This window comes from Bradyrhizobium arachidis, assembly GCF_024758505.1.
Lineage (GTDB): Bacteria > Pseudomonadota > Alphaproteobacteria > Rhizobiales > Xanthobacteraceae > Bradyrhizobium > Bradyrhizobium manausense_C.
The window spans coordinates 6,627,974-6,649,083 of sequence record NZ_CP077970.1 but is presented as its reverse complement, the minus strand read 5'-3'; the positions used below and the strand labels follow the sequence as shown (position 1 = coordinate 6,649,083).

The 21,110-nt window shown below is 64.1% G+C and carries 21 protein-coding genes; 14 read left to right on the top strand and 7 right to left on the bottom strand.

Translation table 11 applies throughout. From position 1 onward, the window contains the following. Positions 1 to 108 precede the first annotated feature (108 nt). From KUF59_RS30705 to KUF59_RS30670, 8 genes are all read left to right on the top strand, one after another. A complete protein-coding gene (locus KUF59_RS30705; RefSeq protein ID WP_212455925.1) occupies positions 109 to 1,302 on the top strand; it encodes a CaiB/BaiF CoA transferase family protein in 1,194 nt (397 codons plus the stop codon). A 140-nt stretch (positions 1,303 to 1,442) separates the two neighbouring features. Further along, the gene (locus KUF59_RS30700) at positions 1,443 to 2,987 is read left to right on the top strand and encodes an ABC transporter substrate-binding protein (RefSeq protein WP_212455924.1); all 1,545 of its coding nucleotides are present in this window, start codon (positions 1,443 to 1,445) and stop codon (positions 2,985 to 2,987) included. 7 nt (positions 2,988 to 2,994) lie between these two features. Continuing rightward, complete coding sequence (locus KUF59_RS30695; protein ID WP_212455923.1) at positions 2,995 to 3,945, top strand: ABC transporter permease; 951 nt, start codon at positions 2,995 to 2,997, stop codon at positions 3,943 to 3,945. Then, positions 3,932 to 4,801, top strand: coding sequence for an ABC transporter permease (locus tag KUF59_RS30690; protein ID WP_212455922.1), 870 nt, complete (start codon positions 3,932 to 3,934; stop codon positions 4,799 to 4,801). The genes KUF59_RS30695 and KUF59_RS30690 overlap by 14 nt, the downstream gene beginning before the upstream one ends. Further along, on the top strand, positions 4,798 to 5,790 hold the full coding sequence (locus KUF59_RS30685; RefSeq protein ID WP_258767303.1) for an ABC transporter ATP-binding protein: 993 nt from the start codon (positions 4,798 to 4,800) through the stop codon (positions 5,788 to 5,790). The genes KUF59_RS30690 and KUF59_RS30685 overlap by 4 nt, the downstream gene beginning before the upstream one ends. After that, positions 5,787 to 6,767 carry an ABC transporter ATP-binding protein gene (locus tag KUF59_RS30680; protein ID WP_258767302.1) on the top strand — a complete coding sequence of 327 codons (981 nt, stop codon included), beginning with the start codon at positions 5,787 to 5,789 and terminating at the stop codon, positions 6,765 to 6,767. Before KUF59_RS30685 ends, KUF59_RS30680 begins: the two co-directional genes overlap by 4 nt. An 82-nt stretch (positions 6,768 to 6,849) precedes the next feature. Continuing rightward, on the top strand, positions 6,850 to 7,917 hold the full coding sequence (locus tag KUF59_RS30675) for an alcohol dehydrogenase (RefSeq protein WP_258767301.1): 1,068 nt from the start codon (positions 6,850 to 6,852) through the stop codon (positions 7,915 to 7,917). Positions 7,918 to 8,026: 109 nt separating this feature from the next. Next, positions 8,027 to 9,106, top strand: coding sequence for an isocitrate/isopropylmalate dehydrogenase family protein (locus tag KUF59_RS30670; RefSeq protein ID WP_258767299.1), 1,080 nt, complete (start codon positions 8,027 to 8,029; stop codon positions 9,104 to 9,106). Between the two features lie 33 nt (positions 9,107 to 9,139). Here the strand turns inward: KUF59_RS30670 and KUF59_RS30665 are convergent, their stop codons facing one another. Beyond that, entirely contained in the window at positions 9,140 to 9,457 is a 318-nt protein-coding gene (locus KUF59_RS30665) for an antibiotic biosynthesis monooxygenase family protein (protein ID WP_212455917.1), read from the bottom strand. Positions 9,458 to 9,555: 98 nt separating this feature from the next. Here KUF59_RS30665 and KUF59_RS30660 point away from each other — a divergent pair, with 98 nt between their 5' ends. Then, positions 9,556 to 10,455 (top strand): LysR family transcriptional regulator, encoded by a 900-nt coding sequence (locus KUF59_RS30660; protein WP_258767298.1) that lies wholly within the window; start codon positions 9,556 to 9,558, stop codon positions 10,453 to 10,455. A 4-nt stretch (positions 10,456 to 10,459) separates the two neighbouring features. Here KUF59_RS30660 and KUF59_RS30655 read toward each other — a convergent pair whose 3' ends face one another. The 4 genes from KUF59_RS30655 to KUF59_RS30640 all read right to left on the bottom strand — a co-directional run bounded on the left by KUF59_RS30655 (position 10,460) and on the right by KUF59_RS30640 (position 14,552). Further along, positions 10,460 to 11,275, bottom strand: a complete 816-nt coding sequence (locus KUF59_RS30655) for an enoyl-CoA hydratase (protein ID WP_258767297.1) — start codon at positions 11,273 to 11,275, stop codon at positions 10,460 to 10,462. 98 nt (positions 11,276 to 11,373) lie between these two features. Continuing rightward, positions 11,374 to 12,726: a L,D-transpeptidase family protein gene (locus KUF59_RS30650; protein ID WP_212455914.1), complete on the bottom strand. Its 1,353-nt coding sequence runs from the start codon at positions 12,724 to 12,726 to the stop codon at positions 11,374 to 11,376. A 381-nt stretch (positions 12,727 to 13,107) separates the two neighbouring features. After that, positions 13,108 to 13,479: a helix-turn-helix domain-containing protein gene (locus tag KUF59_RS30645; RefSeq protein WP_020608151.1), complete on the bottom strand. Its 372-nt coding sequence runs from the start codon at positions 13,477 to 13,479 to the stop codon at positions 13,108 to 13,110. 26 nt (positions 13,480 to 13,505) lie between these two features. Beyond that, positions 13,506 to 14,552, bottom strand: a complete 1,047-nt coding sequence (locus KUF59_RS30640) for a LysR family transcriptional regulator (RefSeq protein WP_212456022.1) — start codon at positions 14,550 to 14,552, stop codon at positions 13,506 to 13,508. 460 nt (positions 14,553 to 15,012) lie between these two features. Between KUF59_RS30640 and KUF59_RS30635 the strand changes: the two genes are divergently transcribed. After that, the gene (locus KUF59_RS30635) at positions 15,013 to 15,279 is read left to right on the top strand and encodes a hypothetical protein (RefSeq protein WP_212455913.1); all 267 of its coding nucleotides are present in this window, start codon (positions 15,013 to 15,015) and stop codon (positions 15,277 to 15,279) included. Between the two features lie 206 nt (positions 15,280 to 15,485). Beyond that, the gene (locus KUF59_RS30630) at positions 15,486 to 16,217 is read left to right on the top strand and encodes a cytochrome c biogenesis CcdA family protein (RefSeq protein ID WP_212455912.1); all 732 of its coding nucleotides are present in this window, start codon (positions 15,486 to 15,488) and stop codon (positions 16,215 to 16,217) included. Positions 16,218 to 16,242: 25 nt separating this feature from the next. Here KUF59_RS30630 and KUF59_RS30625 read toward each other — a convergent pair whose 3' ends face one another. Beyond that, positions 16,243 to 17,460, bottom strand: a complete 1,218-nt coding sequence (locus KUF59_RS30625; protein WP_212455911.1) for a 3-hydroxybenzoate 6-monooxygenase — start codon at positions 17,458 to 17,460, stop codon at positions 16,243 to 16,245. Between the two features lie 21 nt (positions 17,461 to 17,481). Next, complete coding sequence (locus KUF59_RS30620; RefSeq protein WP_212455910.1) at positions 17,482 to 18,036, bottom strand: MarR family winged helix-turn-helix transcriptional regulator; 555 nt, start codon at positions 18,034 to 18,036, stop codon at positions 17,482 to 17,484. A gap of 165 nt (positions 18,037 to 18,201) precedes the next feature. Between KUF59_RS30620 and KUF59_RS30615 the strand changes: the two genes are divergently transcribed. The 3 genes from KUF59_RS30615 to KUF59_RS30605 are packed head-to-tail and all read left to right on the top strand — an operon-like array spanning position 18,202 to position 21,109. Then, positions 18,202 to 19,269 carry an amidohydrolase family protein gene (locus tag KUF59_RS30615; protein ID WP_212455909.1) on the top strand — a complete coding sequence of 356 codons (1,068 nt, stop codon included), beginning with the start codon at positions 18,202 to 18,204 and terminating at the stop codon, positions 19,267 to 19,269. Further along, entirely contained in the window at positions 19,238 to 20,599 is a 1,362-nt protein-coding gene (locus KUF59_RS30610; RefSeq protein WP_212455908.1) for an MFS transporter, read from the top strand. The genes KUF59_RS30615 and KUF59_RS30610 overlap by 32 nt, the downstream gene beginning before the upstream one ends. Positions 20,600 to 20,644: 45 nt before the next feature. Next, positions 20,645 to 21,109: a DoxX family protein gene (locus tag KUF59_RS30605; RefSeq protein WP_212455907.1), complete on the top strand. Its 465-nt coding sequence runs from the start codon at positions 20,645 to 20,647 to the stop codon at positions 21,107 to 21,109. The last annotated feature ends 1 nt before the right edge of the window (position 21,110 follow it).

Below are 21,110 nucleotides of genomic sequence, written 5' to 3'. Positions count from 1 at the left end.
CCCGTCCAGGTAAAGACTTTCCTGCCAGGCCGCCGCCCTCTAGGGTCGGCGCATCAAGAGGCCACAACAGGCGTGGTTCCAAAACGGACGCCGAGGACAAGGTCAGGGATGGAGCTAGCAGATAAGCATGAGGGCGCGACGACAAAGGCCTTTGCCGGCCTGCGCGTGCTGGATTTTTCGACCACCATCGCCGGCCCCCATTGTTCGCGGATGCTCGCCGACATGGGCGCGGAGGTGATCAAGATCGAGACCGACGGCGGCGAGACCATGCGGACCAGGCCGCCGCTCCGCCACGGCTGCAGCACCGTGTTCGGCCAGCTCAATGTCGGCAAGAAGAGCATGGTGCTCGACCTGAAATCGGAAGAAGGCAATGAGGCGATCCGCCGGTTGGTTGCGACATCGGATATCCTGGTCGAGAACTTTCGCCCCGGCGTGATGCACCGGCTGCGGCTCGACTACGACAGCTTGCGTCCGCTCAATCCCCGGCTGATCTATTGCTCGATCTCCGGTTACGGTCAGACGGGTCCATCGGCAGAGCTGCCGGCCTACGCGCCGGTGATCCACGCGGCCTCCGGCTATGACATGGCGCATCTCGCCCATCAGCCCGGCCGCAACCGTCCGGACTATTGCGGCATCTACCACGCTGACGTCGTCACCGGCACTTATGGCTTTGGCGCGATTGCATCGGCGCTCTATCAGCGCTCGGTCACCGGCCTCGGCCAGCACATCGACGTCTCCATGCTGGAATCGATGCTGACGCTGACGGTGGTCGAGTTGCAGACGGCCCAGTTCGAGGTTGAGCCGCCGCCGCGGCCGATGTTCGGCCCGACCGAGACGGCGGACGGCTATGTCATGATCACCATCTCCAGCGAGAAGAGCTTTCAGAACCTGATGAAGGCGATCAAGCGCCCCGAATGGATCTCCGATCCGCGCTTCGTCACCTATGGCGTGCGGCGCGCGAACTGGGGCGACATGATGGACGGGGTCGAAGCCTGGTCGCGTCCGCTGACGACCAAGGAATGTCTCGCGGCGCTCGATGCAGAGGGCGTGCCGGCGTCGGCTTACCGCACCGTCGCCGAAGCGTTGGCCGATCCGCAATTGACGCATCGTCGGGCGCTCACCGACGTGACGGACGAGGGTGGCACGTTCCAGGTGCTGAATCTGCCGTTCCGGATGTCGGGCGCCGATGTGAGCGCTGGCAAGCACATGTCCGTGCTCGGCGAGCACACGCAGGAGTTTTTGCGTGAGGCGGGTCTTGGTGAGGCCGAAGGAACATCGAACAAGGCCGCTGCCTCGAGCTAGCTTTATTCCGCACAGCGGACGAGACGTGCGGCGATTCAACTCGCGCGCGCGTTCCTCTTGCCGTCGCCGGTGAATCTCGCCAATCTCGACCAAGTCACAAGCGATCCGAAACATCGGACGAGAGACTTTGGGAGGACACCATGACGAACGCGGCTGCCGCAGCGCGCGGGCTTGCGCCGATTTTCCTTGTGACGGCATTTGCGCTTGGGACGCTGGCCCAGCCCGCGCAAGCCCAGAAATCGGGCGGCAGCATTACCGTCGGCCAGGAACTGGATATTCCCGGCTTCGATCCGCTCAAGGTCGGCGTCTACGACTCCTCGGGTTTCACGGCGGCCGCCGCGATCTTCGACACGCTTGTCGCGCTCGACGAGAAGGGCGAGTTGAAGCCGAAACTTGCGCTGTCATGGGCGCATTCCGACGACTTCAAGACCTGGACCTTCAAGCTGCGGCCCGGCGTCAGATTCCACGACGGCACGCCGTTCAATGCGCAGGCCGTGAAGGAGAATTTCGACCGCCAGAAGGATCCCGCCAACAAGTGCCGCTGCGCCTTCTACATCTCCACCATCATCAGCGTGCAGGCGACCGACGATCTCACGGTGGTCTATAATTTCAGCGACCCGTCCGTGAATTTCCCGGCGACGGTGACCATCCAGAGCTCCAACAACGCGATGCAGTCGCCGACCGCGTGGAAGACCAAGGGCGACGACTACAACCGCAACCCGGTCGGCACCGGTCCGTACATCCTGAAATCCTGGACCGCGGGCGACCGCATGATCCTGGAAAAGAATCCGGACTATTGGGACAAGGGCAAACCCTATCTCGACCGCATCACCCTGAAGCCGCTGCCGGATGCCCAGTCGCGCTTCGCCTCGCTGCAATCGGGCGAAGCCGACATCATCTGGGACGACGAATATGACGCCGACAACATCCAGAAGGCGCAGAAGGATTCCAAGCTGACCGTGCACGCCTATACGGGATCGGGCGCCCAGGTCTACGCTTTCAACACCAAGGCACCGCCGTTCGACGACGTGCGCGTGCGCCAGGCGCTGGTGATGGCGCTCGATCGCAAGAAGATGTCGCAGGCGACCACCAACGGTCTGGCGAAGCCTGCCAGCAACCCCTACGGCAGCGGCTCCTGGGTCAAGTGCAAGGACGATGGTGCGCTGCCCGAAGATGCCGAGAAGGCCAAGGCGCTGCTCAAGGACTACGGCAAGCCGGTCGACTTCAAGATGATCGTCTCCGCGACGCCGCGCGGACGTATGATCGGCCAGGTACTCCAGCAGTTCTGGAAGCGGGTCGGCGCCAACATGGAGATCGAGCAGATCGATCAGGCCACCATCGTGCCGCGCGCCTTCATGCGTCAGTTCCAGTTGACGCCGTGGCGCATCGTCGACCTCGCCGATCCCGATCCGCAGATGTACGCCAATTTCAAGACCGGCAGCCCGGTCGCGCTCGCCAACTTTTCCGATCCGGAGCTCGACCGCCTGCTCGATCACGCGCGGTCGACCGCCGACATCGACAAGCGCAGTGAGGACTATTGCGCGGTCAGCCGCCTGATCAACAAGGAGGCGATCTGGTTCTGGACCTTCCAGAACACCTACTACGCCCTCTCGTCGAGCCGGGTGAAGGGCCTGCCGAAGATGTACAACAGCGTGCTGGACGTCTCCAACGTCTGGCTGGACTGAGCCTGCGATGCTCAACTTCATCGTTCGGCGGCTCATCTATCTCGTGCCGGTGTTGCTCGCCGTCTCGCTGCTCACGTTCCTGATCGCTTCGCTGCTGCCGGGCGATCTCGCCTATGTCATCCTGGGTGATCAGGCGACGCCGGAAAAGGTCGCCGCACTGCGCCATGACATGGGCCTCGATCAGCCGTTGTGGTGGCGATACCTCAGCTGGGTCGGCCAGGTCGTGCAGGGCGATCTCGGCCGCTCGTTCCGCACCGGGCAGACGGTGCTGCAGGCGGTCGCCGAGCGGATTCCGGTTTCGATCGAGCTGATGCTGCTCGCCGAGATCATCGGGCTCGTGATCGGCGTGCCGCTCGCGATCGCCTGCGCCGCCCGCGCCGGCAGCGCGTTCGATCGCTTCATGACCGGCAGCGCCTTTGCCATGCTGTCGGTGCCGTCCTTCCTCTCCGCGATCCTCCTGATCTATTTGTTCGCGGTCGAGCTGCACTGGCTGCCGGCCACGGGCTATGTGCCGTTGACGGAAGACCCCATCGCAAACCTGCGATTCTTCGTCCTGCCCGCGCTTACGCTGGCGCTCGCGGAATGGCCCGGCATCATGCGGGTGCTGCGCTCCGACATGATCGCGACCTTGCAGGAGGACTATATTTCGCTGGCGAAGGCCAAGGGTCTGAAGCCGGCGCGTATTTTGTTCGTGCATGCGCTCAAGCCGTCGTCGCTGACACTCGTCACCATCACGGGCATCAATATCGGCCGTCTGATCGGCGGCGCGCTGATCGTGGAATCGATTTTTGCGCTGCCGGGCATCGGCCGTCTGCTGGTCGGTGCGATCCTCACCCGCGACCTCATCATCCTCCAGGGCGTGGTGCTGCTGGTCGCCGCCGGCTTCGTGATCATGAACTTCATCGTCGACATGCTCTATGCGGTCCTCGATCCCAGGATTCGCCATGGCCACGCTTGAACTCTCGCTGCCTGAAGAGGTCGAACAGCCGGTGCGGCGCAAGCGCAGGCTCGGACTTCTGTTCTGGTTCGCCATCTCCTGGATCGTGATCATCTTCGCGGTGGCGATCCTCGCGCCGGTCTTGCCGCTGCAAAACCCTGTCGACATGGACATGCTGGAGCGTCGCGCCTGGATCTCGACCGAGCATTGGCTCGGCACCGACGGGCTCGGCCGCGACGAGCTGTCCCGCCTGATCTGGGGCGCGCGGGTGTCGCTCACGGTCGGCCTGTGTGCGCCGCTGATCGGCCTGACCGTCGGCGGCGCGCTCGGCCTGCTCGCCGGCTATTTCCGCGGCCGGTTCGAGACGCTTGTGGTCGGCAGCATGGACGTGCTGCTCGCCTTTCCGCCGCTGATTTTTGCGCTCGCGGTGGTCGCCTATCTCGGCCAGTCGATTCCGAATCTCACGTTCATTCTCGGCTTCCTCGGCATCCCTGCCTTCATGCGGGTGTCGCGCGCGGCGACGCTGACGCTGGCGCGGCGGGAATTCGTAATCGCGGCCGAGGCGCTCGGTGCCACGCATGCGCGCATCCTGCTGCGCGAGCTGTTGCCGAATGTGTTCCTGCCGCTGTTCGCCTTCTTCCTGCTCGGTGTCGCCGTCACCATCGTGGCCGAGGGCTCGCTGTCGTTCCTCGGATTAGGCGTGCCGCCGCCCATGGCGAGCTGGGGCAGCATGATCGGGGAGGGGCGCGAGAGCCTCGAGATGGCGCCGCGGCTCGCCTTCCTGCCGGCCGTCGCGATGTTCGTCACGGTGCTGTCCTTCAATCTGGTCGGCGACACCTTGCGGGCGCTCACCGACCCGCGTCAGGGGGCGCTGTGAGCGGGGCCTTGCTGTCCATCCAGGACGTTGCGGTCGAGCTGCCGACGCCACGCGGCAATCTGCGCGCCGTCGATCATGTCGACCTCACGCTGGAGGCCGGGCGCACGCTCGGCGTGGTCGGCGAATCCGGCTGCGGCAAGACCATGCTGTCGCGCGCGATCCTGCAGTTGCTGCCGAAGAAGGCCAAGCTCACCGGGCGTGTGATGTTCGACGGCCAGGATCTGGCGCGGCTCGACCCTGAAAGCTTGCGCAAATTGCGCGGGCGTGATCTCGCGGTCGTGTTCCAGGACCCGATGACCTCGCTCAATCCGGTGCTGACGATCGGCACACAATTGATGGAAACGATCCAGGAGCATCTCGAGCTCGACGCGCCGGCCGCGAAGAAGCGCAGCATCGAGCTGCTGACGGCAGTCGGCATCCCTGCGCCGGAGCAGCGGCTCGCGCAGTATCCGCATCAATGTTCCGGCGGCATGCGCCAGCGCATCGCGATTGCGATCGCGCTGTCCTGCGAGCCAAAACTTCTGATCGCGGACGAGCCGACCACGGCGCTCGACGTGACGATCCAGGCGCAGATCCTCGATCTCCTGGCGCGCGAGCAGCGCCGCCGCCACATGGCGATGATCCTGATCACCCACGATCTCGGCGTTGTGGCGGGGCGCACCGACGAGGTCGCGGTGATGTATGCGGGAAGGGTGGTGGAGCGCGCGCCGACGCAGGCCTTGTTCAAGCGGATGCACATGCCCTACACCGAGGCGCTGCTGGCGGCGATCCCAAAACTCGAGACCGCGCCGCATACGCCGCTGCCGGCGATCTCCGGCCGTCCGCCGGATCCGACGCGGCCGCTGCCGGGCTGCTCGTTCGCGCCGCGCTGCCGCTACGCCGCCGGTCGCTGCCATCAGGCCAAGCCTGATCTCTCCGCCGCCGAGACCGCAGGACATTTCTACGCCTGCTTCCATCCGATCCAGATGGCCGAGGATGTCGGCGCATGATGCAGCTCGCTGCCCGCAACCCCTCCGACGAACCGCTGTTGAAGGTGGACGATCTCGTCGTCGAATACGGTCTCGGCAACAGGACCGTCCACGCCGTGTCTGGCGTCAGCCTTGAGGTCGCACGTGGCGAGACGCTGGGCCTGGTCGGTGAATCCGGGTGCGGCAAGTCGACGCTCGGCCGCGCCGTCCTGCAATTGCGGCGCCCCAAATCCGGCAGCGTGCTGTTCGACGGCCACGATCTCACGGCGATGCAGGGCGAGACCCTGCGCAAGATGCGGCAGCGCGTGCAGCTCATCTTCCAGGACCCGATCGCCTCGCTCAATCCGCGCCGGCGCATCGGCGACATCGTCGCCGAGCCCCTGATCATCGCTGGGGTCAAGGATGCGGAAAAGCGCAAACAGATCGTCTGGGAGGTGCTGAGCGCGGTCGGCCTCGATCCGGATCTCGTGGTCGGACGCCTTCCGCACGAATTTTCCGGCGGCCAGTGCCAGCGCATCTGCATCGCGCGTGCGCTGGTGCTCAATCCCGAATTCATCGTCTGCGACGAGCCGGTCTCGGCGCTGGACGTCTCCATTCGCGCGCAAATCCTCAATCTGCTGGAGGAGATGAAGGCGCGGTTCGGCCTGACGCTGCTGTTCATCGCGCATGACCTCGCGGTGGTCAAAGCCGTCAGCGACCGGGTCGCGGTGATGTATCTCGGCCGGCTGTGCGAGGTCGGGCCGTCGGAGCAATTGTTCGCAAAGCCCGCGCATCCCTACACGGCGCTGCTGTTGGAGGCGATCCCGGTCCCCAATCCCGACGTGCGGCCCGCGGAAAGTGTGGCGACAGGCGAGCCACCATCGCCGATTGCGCCGCCCTCGGGCTGCCGCTTCCGCACCCGCTGCCCGCGCGCCGATCAGCGTTGCAGCGCCGAGATGCCGGAACTGCGCGAAATCGCCCCGCGCCAGCTCGTCGCTTGCCATCATCCGCTGGTCTAACCTAAGACAAGCCCGAGTTTGTCTCGTTGCGGCCGGCATGGCATGCTGCCGGCGACAACAAGAAGCATGCGGGAGAACGCTCATGAAGAGTTTCAAGGTCGCCGATTTCAAGGCACCGCTGAAGGAGTTCGACGAGGCGACGCCGCAGCCGTCGGGCACGCAGGTGCTGATCAAGGTCAAGGCCGCCGGTGTCTGCCACAGCGACCTCCACATCTGGGAAGGCGGCTACGATCTCGGCCACGGCCGCAAACCGCTGTCATTGAAGGATCGCGGCATCGCACTGCCGCTGACCATGGGTCACGAGACGGTCGGCGAGGTCCTGGCGTTCGGTCCCGACGTCAAGCCGTCCGACCAGGGTGAACTGAGGCTCGGCGATGTCGGCCTGGTCTATCCCTGGATCGGCTGCGGAAAATGCGAGACCTGCCGCGGCGGCGACGAGAACATGTGCCTGACGCCGCGTTCGCTCGGCGTCTACTGCGACGGTGGCTATGCCGACCACATGCTGGTGCCGCATCCGCGCTACCTGCTCAACCTCAAAGGCCTCGATCCCGCGACGACCGCGCCCTATGCCTGCTCGGGCGTGACCACCTACAGTGCGCTGAAGAAGGTCGAGCAGCACTTCAATACGCCGATCGTGATTTTTGGCGCCGGCGGCCTCGGTCTGATGGCGCTCTCGCTGTTGAAGGCGATGGGCGGCAAGGGCGCCATCGTCGTCGACATCGATTCTCGCAAGCGCGAGGCCGCCGAGCAGGCGGGTGCACTCGCCACCGTCGACGGCAAGGCGCCGGATGCGCCGGAGCAGTTGGCGAAAAAGGCCGGCGGGCCCATTCGCGCCGTGATCGACCTCGTCGGCAATCCCGCGACCACGCAGCTCGGCTTCGACTGCCTGACCAAGGGCGGCAAGCTCGTGATCGTCGGCCTGTTCGGTGGCGGCGCGACCTGGGCGCTGCCGCTGATCCCAATCAAGGCCGTGACCATCCAGGGCAGCTATGTCGGAAACCTGCGCGAAACGCAGGAGTTGCTCGATCTCGTCCGCGCCAAGAAGATCCCGCCGATCCCCGTCACGCCGCTGCCGCTCAACAAGGCCAACGATGCGCTGCTGGAGTTGCAGAAGGGCGCCGTGGTCGGGCGCTCGGTGCTGACGCCGTAGTACATTCTGTCATTCCGGGGCGATGCGAGCATCGAACCCGGAATCTCGAGATTCCGGGTTCGGCACTTCGTGCCGCCCCGGAATGACTCTATCTCCCAAGGGAATCCCCATGTCCGCAAACAACGCCTTCCACATTGCCGTGCTCGCCGGTGACGGCATCGGCCCCGAAGTCATGGCGCCGGCACTCGAGGTGCTGCGCAAGATCGAGGCGAAGTCGGGATTGAGCTTCCGCTTCACCGAGGCGCCGGCCGGCGCCAACAATTATCTCGCGACCGGCAAGTCGATGCCTGATAGCACGATCAAGCTGTGCGAGGAGGCGGACGCGATTTTGCTCGGGGCCTGCGGCCTGCCATCGGTGCGCTACCCCGACAATACCGAGATCGCGCCGCAGATCGAGCTACGCTTCATCTTCGACCTCTATGCCGGTGTGCGCCCGGCGCGCCTCATTCCCGGCGTGCCGAGCCCGATCGTCGGCGCCGACCAGCGCGGCATCGACATGGTCGTGATCAGGGAATCCACCGAAGGCCTGTTCGCCTCGATGGGCAAGGGCGTCGTCACGCATGAGGACGCGCGGGAGACGATGGTGATCACGCGAAGAACCTCAGAGCGCCTGTTCGAATTCTCGTTCCGCCTCGCCGAGCGGCGCAAGGCGCGCGGCAAGCGCGGAGCGCTTGCCTGCGTCGACAAGGCAAATGTGTTCAAGGCCTTTGCCTTCTTCCGCGGCATCTTTGACGAGATCGCAAAACGCCATCCGGACGTAAAGACCGACCGGCTCTATGTCGATGCCTGCTCGGCCATGCTGGTGAAGCGGCCCTGGGACTTTGACGTGATGGTGATGGAGAACATGTTCGGCGACATCGTCTCCGACATCACCGCGAGCCTGATCGGCGGCCTCGGCATGGCGCCGTCGGCCGACATTGGCGACAAATACGCCGTGTTCCAGCCCTGCCACGGCACCGCGCCAGATATCATGGGGCAGGGCAAGGCCAACCCCACCGGCATGATCTTGTCGGCCGCGATGATGCTGGACTGGCTCGCCGACAAGCATGGCCTCGAAGGCGCAGCCGAAGCGGCTGACAGCATCGACCGCGCCGTCGACAAGGCCTATGCCAGCGGCATGAAACCGATGGAATTCGGCGGCAGCGACGGCACTGCGGGGATCACCAAGGCGGTGCTCGCGGCGCTCTGATCCGGTGCTTTTATCCAACGGTTGATCGCGGGCTCAAACGCCGCGGGGTGCCTTTGCCGTCCACATTCGCTCCCGGATGACACTGCAAATCTGGAATTTGAACTCGCTGAAGAAGGCCTCGACCCCACGCCTCTTTGCCTTGCCGTGCTCGGGATCAATCCGCCATTGGTGGAGCGCTTCCTCGGTTTCGAACTCGACGATCGTCACGCGCTCTCCATCGTCGGCGACAAAGCCCTTGTGCGAGATGTAACCGGGTATTGTTCGCGCCAGTTCGCTCATGCGTTTGGCCATCGGCCCATATTCATCCTGCACGCCGGGATTTAGTCGCGTGCGAAATACGGTGACGATCATCGGATGGGCTCCTGTGTGAGACTGCCATGATCTTTACCGAAGGTGTGTCATCACATATAATGAATAATTGTGATATACTTGATCACGTTGAGAGATATATGGATCTGTCGGACCTGCGGATATTCGTTGCTGTGGTGCGCGAAGGCGGTGTGACGCGGGCTGCCGAGCGGCTGCACCGCGTTCAGTCCAATGTCACAACTCGCATCCGGCAGTTGGAGGAGGATCTCGGGGTAGCCCTGTTCATTCGAGAGGGGAAACGTCTTCATCTGGCTCCCCAGGGGCAAGTGCTGTTCGGCTACGCCAATCGCTTGCTCGCGCTTGCGGATGAGGCACGCGACGCCCTGCAAGATGCAGAGCCCCGCGGTACGTTCCGCCTCGGCGCGATGGAGAGCACGGCGGCTGTCAGGCTGCCGGGATTGCTCAGCCAATACCACCGGCGTCATCCTGAGGTGGTTCTGGAGCTTCGCACCGGCAATCCGCAGGTTCTGGCGAGCGCCATTCTCGCCGGCGATATCGATGCGGCGCTCGTTGCCGAACCGATCGTCGACGCGCCGTTCGAGAAGGCGCCGGCCTTCGTGGAAGAGTTGGCGATCATTGCGGCCGTCAATCATCCGCCGATCGGCAAGAGTGGTATCAAGCTGCCGCGTACTATCATCGTCTTCGAACACGGGTGCCCGCATCGCAAGCGGCTCGAAGACTGGTACGCGAAGCGAAATGAAATGCCGGAACGCATGATCGAGCTCGCATCATATCACGCCATGTTGGGCTGCGTCGTTGCGGGCATGGGCGTGGCCCTGATTCCAAAGAGCGTTCTCACCACTTTTCCCGACAGAAAGCTCTTGAGCGTCCATCCGTTGGGAAGAACAGAGAACCGGGCGTGGACTGCGCTCATCTGGCGGAAAGGTGCGGGCTCCGCCAACGTTCAGGCCTTGAGGGAGATCTTGCAGGGTCCTCGGCACGCAAGTGCCAAGCAAATGCGGACCGCCGGGGCTGCTTGAGGCTCTACTTCCCCGAAAACTGCGGCTTGCGCTTTTCCATGAACGCCTGCCGGCCCTCGCGAAAATCGGCCGAGTCCATGCAGGCTGTGCCGATCGCCTTGATCGCCTCCATGTCGCGGTCGCCGGCATCCTTCAAAATCTGCGCAATGGTGATCTTCGCCGCCTTGATCGCGAGTGGCGCGTTCTCTGAAACCGTGTGCGCGATCTCCATCACCGCGCCCCAGAGCTCGTCGTCCGGAATGACGCGCTCGACGAGCCCGATGCGCAGCGCTTCCGCGGCGTCGATACGCATGCCCGTGTACATCAACAGCCGCGCCCAGGACGGCCCGACCAGCGACACCAGATGGCGCAGCCCGTCATAACCATAGGCGATGCCGAGCTTTGCCGCGGGAATACCGAACTGGCTGCTTGCTGACGCGATGCGGATGTCGGTCAGCATCGCCACCTGCATGCCGCCGCCGAGGCAAAAGCCCTGGATGCAGGCGATCGTCGGTTTCGGATAGTCGGCGAGCAGCGCGCGCTGGGCTTCGTTCCGTTTCGCATACTCTTCCGACGCCGCCGCATTGTGGCGGGTCTTCTCGAACTGGCTGATATCGGCACCAGAGACGAACGCCTTGCCGCCGGCGCCGCGCAGCACCACGACGCGCACCGCATCGTCGTCGAGCAAGCTCGTCAGCGCCTGGCCAAAACCCTCCCACATCTCCAGCGACATCGCGTTACGCTTGCCGGGATTGTTGAAGGTGATCACGCCGACGCCGTCGGAGACGGCCTTCAGGATCTTGTCGTCGGCGAATGAAATCTCATTGGAAAGGTCTGACATCGCGCGTACCTCGTCTCGCAGCCGCGCACTGTGCGGCGGCTTCGGAGCCGAGGTCAACCGCGGCGGGGCGGGGAGCTCAGTGCCGCGATTGCATGGCGCTACTGCACCATGTGCGCGGACAGCGGATGATTGGCGGCATTGCTGAAGAAGGCGGCCTCTTCCGCCGTCGCCTCCAGCAACTGCTCGTCCTGGTTATAGACGTCGTTGCGGAACTGCACCGTCTGATCCTTGGTCATCCACGCCGTGAGGTAGATCCAGGCGACCGGAATCTTCCTGGAGACGCGGACCTCCTGATGCTGCCCCCCGGTGATCGCGGCATCGATCGCGGCGCGGCTCCATTGCGGCTGGTCCTTCAGCAGCCAGGCCGCGAGATCGCGCACGTTGTCGACGCGCGAGCAGCCATGGGAGTCGAAGCGGTAGTCGTTGCTGAACAGGTTGCGCATGTTGGTGTCGTGCATGTAGACCGAATAGGAGTTCGGCATGTCGATCTTGACCGCGCCGAGCGCGTTCCAGGTGCCGTTCTGCTGGCGTACCGTGAAGTTCGGCGTGTGCGTGCCGGACCAGTCGACCGAATGCGGGTCGATCGGCCTGTCATGGGCGTCGAGCACCTCCATGTGCATGCGCGACAGGTAGCTCGGGTCCTTGCGCATATGCGCTGATATCTCGGCCTTGGCGATCGAAGCCGGCACCGTCCAAGTCGGATTGAGGACGACGCTGGTGATGTCGGCAGTCAGCGTCGGCGACGGTTTTTCAGTCTTGCCGACGATGACGCGATAGCGCCGCACGACGACGTCGTTCTCGATCGCCTCGGCAAATGTCGCGGGGATGTTGACCACGACATAGCGCTGGCCGAACGCGAAGTTCATGTGCTGGAGCCGCTCCAGCGACGCTTCGAGCTGGCGGATGCGCTTGTGCACGGAGACGTTCATCGCCGCGATCGTCCGCGGCGTCATCGTGCCCGTTGCCGCGAGGCCATGCCGGGCCTGGAAGCGCTTCACCGCGTCGCCGAGGTTCTGGTCGAAGGCGCCGCTTGCCTTGTCGTGGGCGAGGTCGCCGGACATGATCAGTCGCTGGCGCAGCAATTCGTCATGGGCTCCTTGCGTGCCGAGCGCGAATTTCGCGTCGGTCGGGATGGTGGGCCAGCCGCCGCGCACCGCGAGGTCGGCATAGCTGAGCGCTGCGTCCCGGATGCGCTGCGCCGAGCCTTCGTCGAAGGTCGGCTCGTGCGACAACGCGAGTGCCGCGGCCGAGCGGGATTCCGGGGTCGATGCAGGGGTCGATACAGGCGTCGATGCAGCTTTGGGCGGGGCCGCGTGCGCCGGCGTTGCGCCCTGGGCCGCCGTGGCCGGCTTGATGCCGGCCTGTCCCGTGGTCTGGCTTTCGGTATCGGCAAGGGCCGGGCCGCTTGCGAACAGGCCGACGGCAACGATGACAGCGTGGCGCATCAACATGGTTCTGGTCTTCCCCTTGAGGACGAGGCCCGGACGGGCGCTCGTACGAAACGGATGGTGGCCGCAATTGCGTCGCCAGGCGATTCGCCAAAAGCCGAGGCGAAGCTAAGCGACCGGGGTTGCGGTCCGATTAAGCCGAGCACACGGGCGCGCCGGCGCAAACCGGCGAGAATGCTCTCGATTGAGTCGCACAAGGGGTTGGAAGGGTTCGCGAAAACCGCGCCCTGTCAGCAAAGAAATCCGGGTGCGAAGGGGGCACGCAGCCCCCGAAAAAGCAAAAGCCGCACGTCGTCCGCGCGGCAAGCTCACGTCCAATCCGGCCGCGCCCCCGCGACGCGGCCGATTGAACATTGGCCGTCAACGGCCCAGCGGTCGATCGGCTCAGCTCTCGTTCGCTGCGATCGATTCCATCAGCGACACGAGCTGGCGCTGGACCGTCTGGTCCTTGATCTTGCTGTAGGCGCGCAGCAGACGAAGGCTGAAGGCGGAGTCGAGGAACAGCAGGCTCTCGACCTCGCGCGCCTTGTTGTCGCCGTCGTAGAAGAAGGTGACAGGCACATCGAGGGCCGAAGCGATCTGCTGCAGGCGAGCCGCGCCGACGCGATTGACGCCCTTCTCGTACTTCTGGACCTGCTGGAAGCTGACGCCGAGTTTCTCGCCAAGCTCAGCCTGCGAGATCTTCATCTCGACGCGACGCAGCCTGATCCGTTTGCCAAGCTCAATGTCCGGCTTGCCGGCACTGCGCTGCTTCATTCTCTTTGCCGCTGCTTTCATAGTGTTCACCGTTCTTCGGTTGAAAATCCCCCGAAGAGCTGGGTCAGGGGTTCGCCCATATACACTTCCTTGAATTCGCGTGGATGCACGAATTCGTCCTTGAACCACGGGAAGCGCGCTGGATTGAAGGCTTCGATCAGCCAATCAATCATGTGCCGCACGCGCGGAATCCGGCCGCTACCGGGGTGGTAGGACAGCCAGATATCCAGCGGTCTGTTCAGCTCGACTTCCAGCGGTACCAACTTCCCGCCAAGCGCGATCGCGTAACTCGGGAACACGCCGATTCCGGCGCCGTTCGCGACAGCCCAATAGTTGGCGCTTGAGACGTTGGTCTTCATGACCAGAAGGTCACGCTCCGCAACGCCCGGGAAGAAGCTCTCAAATGTCTCTTTGGCGGCGATCTGGTCGGCGAACTGCAGCACCAGGCGGTGCTTGATCAATTCCATCGCAGTGCGCGGCGCGCCATACTTCTCGATATATTTTTCCGCGGCCCAGAACATCAGATGCATGCGGCCGAGCCGCACCAGCTTGATGTCGAGCGCGGACGGCCGCGACAGATGGATCGCGACATCGGCCTCGTGCCTGCTGACGTCGGCCGAACGCATCGCGCAATGCAGGTCGACCAGGATGTGCGGATAGGCCTGCTGGAATTCGACCAGCCGCGGTGCGAGCCAGAACGTTCCGAGCCCCTCGGTGATGGCGACGCGGACTTCGCCGGAGAGCGCATTGGCGACCGAATCACTCGCACGCATCACGTCGAAAGTGGCGGCCTCCATACGCTCGACCGCGGACACCACCAGCGCGCCCTCGTCGGTAAGATGGGTGCCGTGCACGTCCCGGGTGAACAGGGTGGCACCGATCTGGCGTTCGAAGTCGTCGATCTTCCGGCGGACGGCATTGATGGAGAGTGAAAGGCGCTCGGCGGCCGAACGGAAGCTGCCGCGACGCACGACCTCGAGGAATATCCTGGCCGCATCCCAATCCGAGAGGCCGCTGAGGATCGCTTTTTGGCGTTCCTCCAGAGGAACGCCCCTTTCCGCCAAGAGGTGCATACAAGTCCTTTCGGCTAGATAAACTGGCAGAATCTTGGGCAAACCACAACCACTGCGGGTTGGGGAACGGCGAGTTTTGAACGCCATCCTTACCGTGCTTTTGGAGGTATTGGAGTGCGCCAGGGGCTGGAAATCGGGCAGCGTTTTGCCTGGAATGAGGGGTATCGCGTGCGTTCCGTTGCGAGCCTTGAGACGGTTGCCGAGAGATCGCGTCCGCCCGGAGCAGACAACATTGCCCGGTCGACGGGACACTCGATCACGCCAGATTTTCCGAACACGACCTCCGCACTCGCGGCTTTGCCTCACGTCTTTGTTTGCAATGGAACCCGATTTCCGAGCCGGAACGCGCTGAAAACGTGTTCGGAGGCCCTGACTCGCCGTGCTATTCTCACCCGCGATCATCGGCCGAGCGGATGGTCGCCAATGTTTCTCACAGGTTGAATTAACGGAAAGAACGCCGGTGTTGCATTCAGACGAACAATTACAGTCGGTGCTAGAGACGCTCGAGGAGTGCCGGAAGGTGCTTAACGAAAGCAACGGCCGCGAGACGGCCGAGCTGCTGTCGATCGTCATCCTCGACCTGCGAATGAAACTCAAAGGTATTGCCAATGCCGAGCTTCGGGCATTGTGCGACGAAATGCTGCGGGGCGTTTCCAGCGATCCCGCTTCTCGTGCCAAGCCGACGCAGGACCAGCCCCGGCGTCCGCTGCTCCGCGTGGTTAAATAACCACGCCGCCCAATCTCGCGTTCGCGAGCATTGTGCGCGGCCCGGTGTCGTATCTGTGATCGCAGGCGGCATCGGGCGGGGCCTGGCATGGCCCGCCAAATGTTGCGCATTCCCCAGCATCGGTTACACCAGAGCCGGTTCGGCCCGTGCCCCGCGTGCATCCTTGCGCGCCGGCTCGCGGGCCTCGATATGGCTCCGACTGCATCATGCAAAATGTTTCGATCCCGGCGGCGCTGATTGCCGGCCTCGTCAGCTTCCTGTCGCCCTGCGTCCTGCCCCTGGTTCCGCCCTATTTGATCTACCTGACCGGCGCCACGATCGAGCACGTCGAGAGCGACGAGCCGCCGGGGACCTCGCGCCGCGCGATCATGATGTCGGCGCTGCTGTTCGTGCTGGGCTTCTCGACCATCTTCATCGCGCTCGGCGCCAGCGCTTCGCTGATCGGCGGGTTGATCCGCGCCTGGTCGGCCGAACTCTCGATCCTGGCCGGCATCGTCATCATCGTCATGGGCCTGCACTTCCTGGGGCTGACGCGGATCGGCCTGTTGATGCGCGAGGGGCGGCTGCCGATCCCGAAACCCGTGGGCCTGTGGGGCGCCTACATCATGGGGCTCGCCTTCGCGTTCGGCTGGACGCCCTGCATCGGGCCGATCCTGGCGGCCATCCTCTCGATCGCTGCGGCGGAAGCGACCGTGACCAAGGGCGCGGGTCTGCTCGCGGTCTATTCCGCGGGCCTCGGTATCCCGTTCCTGATCGCGGCTTTCATGGTGGAACAATTCTCGGCCCTGTTCGCGCGCATGAAGGGCCATCTCGTCAATGTCGAGCGCGCCATGGGCGTGCTGATGGTGATCACCGGCATCGGCTTTCTCACCGGCGCGGTCTCCAATGCCAGCATCTGGCTGCTCGAGACCTTCCCGGCGCTTCAGTCGATCGGCTAGCGCCACGCCCGCCGATCGTGCGGGTTCAGGACTGCGCGACCTTCCGTCCGGCGTCTGACGGCCGTTCCGAGAACGGATCCTGATAGAGCCAGGCGAGGTTCTCGCAGAAGCGCTCCAGGCTGATTTCGCGAATGAGCTGATTGCGCAAGAGCGCGTGGACGCCGGCCGGGTGATAGACGTGGCTGCCGAGCTCCCGGGCCTGGAGCTGGACTCGCGCCGTGCGCAGCAGTCGGGCATTTCTGTATCGCTCCAGCGCGTGGGCGACATCACCTCGCGTCTGGTCGAGCTCTTCGGCGAGACAAACCGCGTCCTCGAGCGCCATGCAGGCGCCTTGCGCAAAATATTGCAGCATCGGATGCGCGGCGTCGCCGAGGAGGACGACACGGCCGTCGGTCCAGCGATCGGTCGGATCGCGATCAGAGGTCACCCAGGCCTTCCAGTCTGTTCCGTGATGAATGATCGCCTTGGCGCGGGGATGCACGTCGCGAAAACCCTCGAGGACCTCCTCATGGGTCACGGGCCTGGCGGCGAAAGCCTCCACCGGGTCGTTGTGGCAAGTGATCGCGAGGTTGAACACCTTCCAGCCCGAAAGCGGGTAATGCACGAGATGGCACTTGGCACCCGCCCACAGCGTCGCCGCATTCCAGCGCAGATCCTCCGGCATCTGCTCGGTCGGGATGACTGAACGATAGGTGGTGTGGCCGGCAATCCGCGGCGCGCCGTCGGCAACCATTTGCTGGCGAATGCGGGACCTCAGCCCGTCCGCACCGATCAGCAGGCATCCAGTGATACGCTCGCCGGACTTGAGCAGGGCCGTGGCCCTCGCGCTGTTCTGCTCGTAGCCGACGACGTCGCAGTCGGTCCTCAGGGTGACATTGGGATGCGCCTCGCAGGCGCGGACGAAGATGCCGTGAAGATCGCCGCGATGGACCACGGCATAGGGATTGCCGAAGCGGCGGCGGAAATAGCTGGTCAGATCGATATTGGTGATCTCTTCCGCCGAGATCGCATCCATCAGCCGGAGCTGGTCGATGAAGACGGCGATCGACCGCGCGGCATCGCCGAGCCCCAGGCGATCGAAGGCGTGGAACGCGTTGGGGCCGAGCTGAATGCCGGCGCCGATCTCCTGGTAGCGCGACGCGCGCTCGAGGACCGTGACCAGAAAACCCTTCCGTGCCAGCGCGATTGCGGCTGCAAGTCCGCCGATGCCGCCGCCTGCAATGATGATGGGATCCTGTCGCATGGCCTCTCCTTGGTTGTTTCCCTATTTTCGTGATGTCTTGCCGCGCGGCTGGCTTGTCTTGGTTTTCGCCTCCGGCCGTTCGTCGCGGGTTTCTTTTGGCCGCGCCGGCGGCGGCACCTTGATCAAGCCGGCCTCGACTTCCTGCTCGAGCCGATCGATGTTGTGGTAGAGCTCGACCAGCACGCGCTTGAGCTCCGCCGCTTCCCTGGCGGACATGCTGCCGGTCGCGACCTCTTCATAATAGGCAGCGAGCGGCATCAGCCGTGACGCCAGCTCGGCGCCCCTGGGCGTCAGGGCGACCTGAAGGCTGCGCTGATCGTTCTCGGGCCGGTCGCGCGTCAGGAGACCGGCGCGGCTCATCTCTGCGACCATGCGCGACAGGGTTGAGATGTCGGCAGACGTCAGCTCGGCGATTTCCCCGAGCCGCAACGGGTGACCTTGCTCCGACAGCGCGGCGAGTACGCGATACATCGGAAGCGACAACTTCTCGTGACGGATCACGCGCGCGAACAGGTCGCCCATCCGCACGCCGAGCCGGGCGAGCAGGTAGGGAAGCGAATTCGAAAATCGGTACATGGGCTTAAATCCTGGCGGGAGAGCTCCGCCCGGAATAAGCGCCAACTTTCGCATGCGCAATATTTGCGTATCAATCATTTGCAAATGAAACTTTCTCATTGACAAGTATTTCCCTCAAGTGCTTTGCTTTGTCAACGCCGAAAGCAAAGCCGAAGGGACGACGCCATGCAGGGCAAGATTGCGCTCGAAGAGCATTTCGCGATGGAAGGCACGCTCCAGGACAGCGCGGGCTTCGCGCCGGCCGAGGACTGGATCGAACTCAAGGCACGGCTGCTCGACATCCAGGACCGGCGGCTCGCCGAGATGGATGACCATGGCATCGAGATGATGCTGCTGTCGCTGAACGCGCCGGCGGTGCAAGCCATTCCTGATCGAGGCCGTGCGCTGGAGCTGTCACGGCGCGCCAACGACTTTCTCGCCGAGCAGGTCGCAAAGCGGCCCGACCGTTTCCAGGGGCTCGCCGCGCTGCCGATGCAGGATCCCGACGCGGCCGCGCGCGAGCTCGATCGTTGCGTCGGCGCGCTCGGATTCCGTGGTGCGCTCGTCAACGGCTTCAGCGAGCTCGCCGGCGCCGATCACGCCATCTACTACGACCGCAAGGAGTTTTGGCCGTTCTGGTCGGAGGTCGAGCGTCTCGGCGTTCCCTTTTATCTGCACCCGCGCAATCCGCTTGCGAAGGACGCAGCCATCTACGAGGGGCATCGCTGGCTGTTGGGGCCGACCTGGGCGTTCGGACAGGAGACTGCGGTGCATGCCTTGCGCCTGATGGGCTCCGGCCTGTTCGACTCCTATCCGCGGCTGCAGATCATCCTCGGTCACATGGGCGAGGGGCTGCCTTACTCGATGTGGCGGGTCGACAATCACAACAAGTGGATGCGGACCCAGAACGTCTATCCGGCGCAGCGCAAGATCTCCGACTATTTCCGGGAGAACTTCTACATCACCACGTCGGGCAATTTCCGCACCCAGGCGCTGATCGACGCGATGCTCGAGATCGGCGCCGACCGCATCCTCTTCTCTGCAGACTGGCCATTCGAGAACATCGACCACGCTGCCGACTGGTTCGACACGGCCGCGATCTCCGAAGGCGACCGTCTCAAGATCGGCCGCAACAACGCGCGCACCCTGTTCGGGCTCGGCGACGCATCAATTCAATCTGCCGCAGAGCAGAAGAATTCATCAATTTCAATGGAGGAAACCCGTGAGCTTCTCGTCCGAAATCGACGTGCATGAGGAATTGTCCGGCGCTCCGATCGGCCCGTTCCACAAGCTGCTTGGCATTCTGATCACACTCATCACGCTGTTCGACGGCTATGACACCTTCAATCCGGCCTATGTCATCCACTACGTGCTCCAGCCTTGGGGGCTCGCGCCAAGTCAGGCGGGCCTCCTGGTGAGCTCGGGTCTGGTCGGCTTCCTGTTCGGCGCGATCGGTCACGGCAGCGTGGCGGATCGCTTCGGCCGGCGCGGCACGCTGCTCGCCGGTCTTTGGATCGTCAACGTCTTCACCTTGTTGACGGCTGTGCTCGCAAACGATTTCTGGAGCTACTGTGCCTTGCGCTTCGTCACCGGGCTCGGCCTCGGCGTGCTGCTGCCGCTGGGCACGACCTTCATCAACGAGCTCGCGCCGAAGCGCGTCAGCAACACGTTCTCGCTGTGGGGCGTGACGCTGGGCTGGTCGCTCGGCGGCGTCTGTGCCGGCCTCGTCGGCGTGTTCCTGACGCCGCACTATGGCTGGCAGATCCTCTATTACGTCGGCGCGCTGTCGATTCCTCTGACCTTCGTGGCCCACGCCATTCTGCCGGAAAGCCCGCGGTTCCTGGCGGCCCGGTCGCGCGTCCCGGAACTGCGCGCATTGCTCGCGCGGCTGCGGCCGGAGCGCGCGGCCGTCTATCGGGATGCGACGTTTGCCTCAGTCGAGAGCAAGCCCCCGCAGAACATCATCGGTGCCTTGCTCGGACCATGCTATCGCCGTGTCTCCCTGACCATCTGGATCACGGCATTCCTCAGCCTGTTCGCGATCTTTGGCCTTACGGGCTGGATTCCGACCGTCATGCTGAAGCGCGGCGAGACCTTTGCGGCCTCGTTCGGCTTCGGGGCCCTGATGCAGGCGACGTCCTTCATCGGCGGTCTGACGCTTGCGATGCTGGCCGACCGCAACTTTGCGCTGACGCCGCGCTACCTCGCGACATGGTGGCTGAGCGGCGGGATTGCCGTACTGGCGCTTGTCTTCGTCAGCGGCCATGGCGTCAATCTCGCGATCGTTGCCATTGCCGGCTTCTGCATCATCGGCGCCCAGCACGTCCTCAACAATTTCACCGCCGGCTCATACGAGACTTGTCTGCGCGCCAGCGGCGTGGGGATGGAATTGGGCATTGGCCGGGTCGGAGCGATTTTGGGCCCCTACGTCATCGGTCTCTTGCAGCAGGTCACCGGTGGTCCCGACGCCGTGTTCTGGGCGATCGGCGGCGCGTCCATCGTCGGCGCATTGGCGATTGGATCGCTGGGCCTTGCCGCAGCCCACCGTCTGCCGAGCGCCGATGTTGCGCCGGCGGAGGGATGATGCACCCGACTTTCTTTGACACGGCTTCACCAGAGGAGATCCTAAATGCCGACTTCCGCCCGCTCCGTTGAGACTGCGATTTTGCCAGATGCCTGGGTGCTTCTGTTCGCGCGCGTTGCGATTGCGCCCCTGTTTCTCTACAGCGGCATCGGAAAGGTGCTGGCATTTGCCGTGACCGCTGGCCGGCTTCCCGGCGGTGCCGACGGATTTGGCGCCGTCCTCGCCGCAGGTGCCATCGCAGTCGAGCTCGGAGGAGGCATGGCCCTGTTGCTCGGCCTGTTCGCGCGTCCGGCGGCCATGGCCCTGATCCCGTTCACGATCGCCGCGACGCTGATGTTTCACAATTTCTGGGCGGCGCCGGCGGCGCAGGTGGTCATGCAGACCATCAACTTCCTGAAGAATCTCGGCCTGCTCGGGGCTCTCGCGCTCATCGCGACTTACGGACCGGGCGCCTTTGCCGTGCAGACGGCCATCAAACCCGGCCCCAAAGGCGCGCCCGGGCTCTCCTGAT